Below are 2921 nucleotides of genomic sequence, written 5' to 3'. Positions count from 1 at the left end.
GCGACGAGAGCCGCACCGCGGGTCATGCTGGCCATAGAGGTGGTGTTCGCCGGCGCCGGTGGCCCGCCCACGCTGGTCTTCGACGAGGTCGACGCGGGTGTCGGCGGTCAGGCCGCGGTGGAGATCGGCCGGCGGCTGGCCCGGCTCGCGCGCACCCACCAGGTGCTGGTCGTGACCCACCTGCCGCAGGTGGCCGCGTTCGCCGACCGGCATCTCGTGGTCGCCAAGGACACCGGCGGGGCGATCACCACCAGCGGCGTGCGGATCGTCGAGGAGACCGAGCGGGCCCGCGAGCTGGCCCGGATGCTGGCCGGCCTGCCGGATTCGGATCTGGGCATCGCCCACGCCGAGGAGCTGCTGGCGGTCGCCGACAAGGAGAAGCGCGCCTGACCTGGGGCCCGGCCGGCTGGGCAATTCATACCTTTTGTCGGTGACCTTGTGCATGTCGCGTGCGGCCGGGGTGAAACGGCGTGTCAGGATGGCCGGGATGCGACTTCCCACCTTGCGCCGGACCCGGAGCGTCGAACCGGGAGCGTTCTCCGGCACCGCCCGACTGGATCGCCGGACCAAGCGCCTGGTCGGACGGCTGCGCCCCGGTGACATCGCCGTGATCGACCACGTCGACATCGACCGCGTCGCGGCCGACTCGCTGGTCGCCGTCGGCGTCGCGGCGGTGCTCAACGTCAAGCCCTCGATCTCCGGCCGCTACCCCAACCTGGGGCCCGAGGTGCTGATCCAGGCCGGCATCGTGCTCATCGACGACCTCGGCGAAGAGGTCTTCGACCGGATCAGCGAGGGTGACGTCGTCAGCATCGAGGACGACACCGTGCTGCTCGACGGCGAGCCGATCGCCACCGGCATCCGGCAGGACACCCAGACCGTCGCCGCCGCCATGGCCGACGCCCGTGAGGGCCTGTCCGTGCAGCTCGAGGCCTTCGCCGCGAACACCATGGATTACCTCAAGCAGGAGCGCGACCTGCTGCTCGACGGCGTCGGCGTGCCGGACGTGCAGACCCAGATCGCCGGCCGGCACGTGCTCATCGTGGTCCGCGGGTACGACTACAAGGCCGACCTGGACGTGCTGCGGCCCTACATCCGCGAGTTCAAGCCGGTGCTCATCGGCGTCGACGGCGGCGCGGACGCGCTGGTCGAGACCGGCTACACGCCCGACATCATCATCGGCGACATGGACTCGGTCACCGACGACGTGCTGCGCTGCGGTGCCGAGGTGATCGTGCACGCGTACCCGGACGGCCGCGCACCCGGCCTGGACCGGGTGCACGGGCTCGGCGTGCCCGCGGTGACCTTCCCCGCGGCCGCCACCAGCGAGGATCTCGCCATGCTGCTGGCCGACGACAAGGGCGCCACCCTGATCGTCGCCGTCGGCACGCACGCCAACTTGGTCGAGTTCCTCGACAAGGGCCGCGGCGGCATGGCCTCGACGTTCCTGACCCGGCTCAAGGTCGGCGGCAAGCTGGTCGACGCCAAGGGCGTGAGCCGGCTCTACAAGCAGAACATCTCCGGTTCGTCGCTGGTGCTGCTCGTGCTGTCGGCGATCGCGGCGATGGCCTCGGCGGTCACGGTCTCCACGGTCGGCAAGGCCTATCTCTCCGTGATGTCCGAGTGGTGGGACAATCTCGTCTTCCAGTTAGGACAGCTCTTCTAATCCGCGAGTGACCAAGAGGCTTTTGGCGTGATCAACTTCCGGTACCACGTGGTGTCGCTCACCGCGGTCTTTCTCGCCCTGGCGATCGGCCTGGTGGTCGGCACCGCCGCGCTCAACGGGCCGGTGGTCGACACGCTCAAGGACCGCGTCGACGCCCTCAGCAACGACAACACCAACTACCGTGAGCAGGCGAACCAGTACCGTAAGGAACTGAACAGCACCCAGGACTTCGCCACCCAGGTCTCGCCCGCGCTGCTCAACGGCAAGCTCACCGGCCGCAAGATCCTCGTGGTGGTCCTGCCCGGCGGTCAGGACTACGCCGAGGGCACCATCGCGATGCTCAAGGTCGCGGGGGCCGCGATCACCGGTACGGTCACCGTGCAGGACAAGTTCTTCGAGCCGGCGAACGCGTTCGAGCTGCTGGACCTGGCTGACAAGGCGTCGCAGCCGACCGTGCCCGCCGAGGGGCTCCCGCTCAACAGCGACGGCGTCGAGACGTCCAGCGCGCTGCTCGCCGTCGCCCTGCTGCAGAAGCCGCTGGCGGTGACGCCGGGTGACCTCACCGCCGTGCTGACCGCCTACACCGAGCCCGGCTACCTCAACGTCTCCGACGAGATCGTGCCCGGCGCCGAGGCCACCGTGGTGGTCTCCGGGCTGCCGCCGGTCGACCGGGACGCCGCCAAGAAGAACCAGAACGCGGTCACCCTGGCCAACCAGTTCCACAAGGACCGGCCGCTGGTCGTCGGGGGCAACGGCATCGGCGACGGCAACCTGGTCGCCGAGATCCGCTCCGACCCGACGCTGGTCAAGGAGATCTCCACGGTGGACAACGTCAGTACCGCGCAGGGGCAGCTGGCCACGGCGCTGACCGTCGTCGAGCGGATGGTGGCGGGCAAGGTCGGCCAGTACGGGCTGTCGGCCGGCGCCAGCGCGCTCGTGCCCAAGGCAGCGGCCTGAGTTCGTCCACAGGGTGCGCCGGGCGCGGGCCCGGACCGCCTAGACTCGGCGATCGGTCGCCGAGGGGCGCGGCCCGGCGAGGCGGGAGTGCAGGGACATGGCCGGCAAGGTCTGGAAGTCGTTCGGAACCGGGGCTGTGGTGGCCCGCGCGGCGCTGGCCTGGATCCGCCATGATCCGTACGCGGCCCGGCTGGAACGGACCAATTTCCACGGCCGCACGGTCACTCTGGCGGGTGGTCCTGCCCTCGCGCTGGGCGCCACCGCCGGGGCGGCGCTCGGAGCGCCCAGCACAGCCGCG

General features: G+C 70.5%; 2 protein-coding genes and 2 pseudogenes. All 4 read left to right on the top strand.

Features of this window, described 5'->3' with window-relative positions:
* Positions 1 to 390, top strand: a pseudogene (locus AB0C29_RS41495) (DNA repair protein RecN); the annotation flags it as partial.
* 97 nt (positions 391 to 487) lie between these two features.
* Positions 488 to 1666, top strand: coding sequence for a putative cytokinetic ring protein SteA (gene steA / locus AB0C29_RS41490; RefSeq protein ID WP_360832756.1), 1179 nt, complete (start codon positions 488 to 490; stop codon positions 1664 to 1666).
* Between the two features lie 27 nt (positions 1667 to 1693).
* Positions 1694 to 2623 (top strand): copper transporter, encoded by a 930-nt coding sequence (locus tag AB0C29_RS41485; protein WP_360544847.1) that lies wholly within the window; start codon positions 1694 to 1696, stop codon positions 2621 to 2623.
* 97 nt (positions 2624 to 2720) lie between these two features.
* A pseudogene (locus AB0C29_RS41480) lies at positions 2721 to 2921 on the top strand (hypothetical protein); the annotation flags it as partial.

Source organism: Actinoplanes sp. NPDC048791, assembly GCF_040650095.1.
Lineage (GTDB): Bacteria > Actinomycetota > Actinomycetes > Mycobacteriales > Micromonosporaceae > Actinoplanes.
Note: the sequence above shows the minus strand (reverse complement) of the source record. Positions and strands in the feature narration are given on the sequence as shown.

Excerpts from the sequence above, each read along its gene's own strand:
- steA (WP_360832756.1), top strand. The coding sequence starts at position 488 with ATGCGACTTCCCACCTTGCGCCGGACCCGGAGCGTCGAACCGGGAGCG.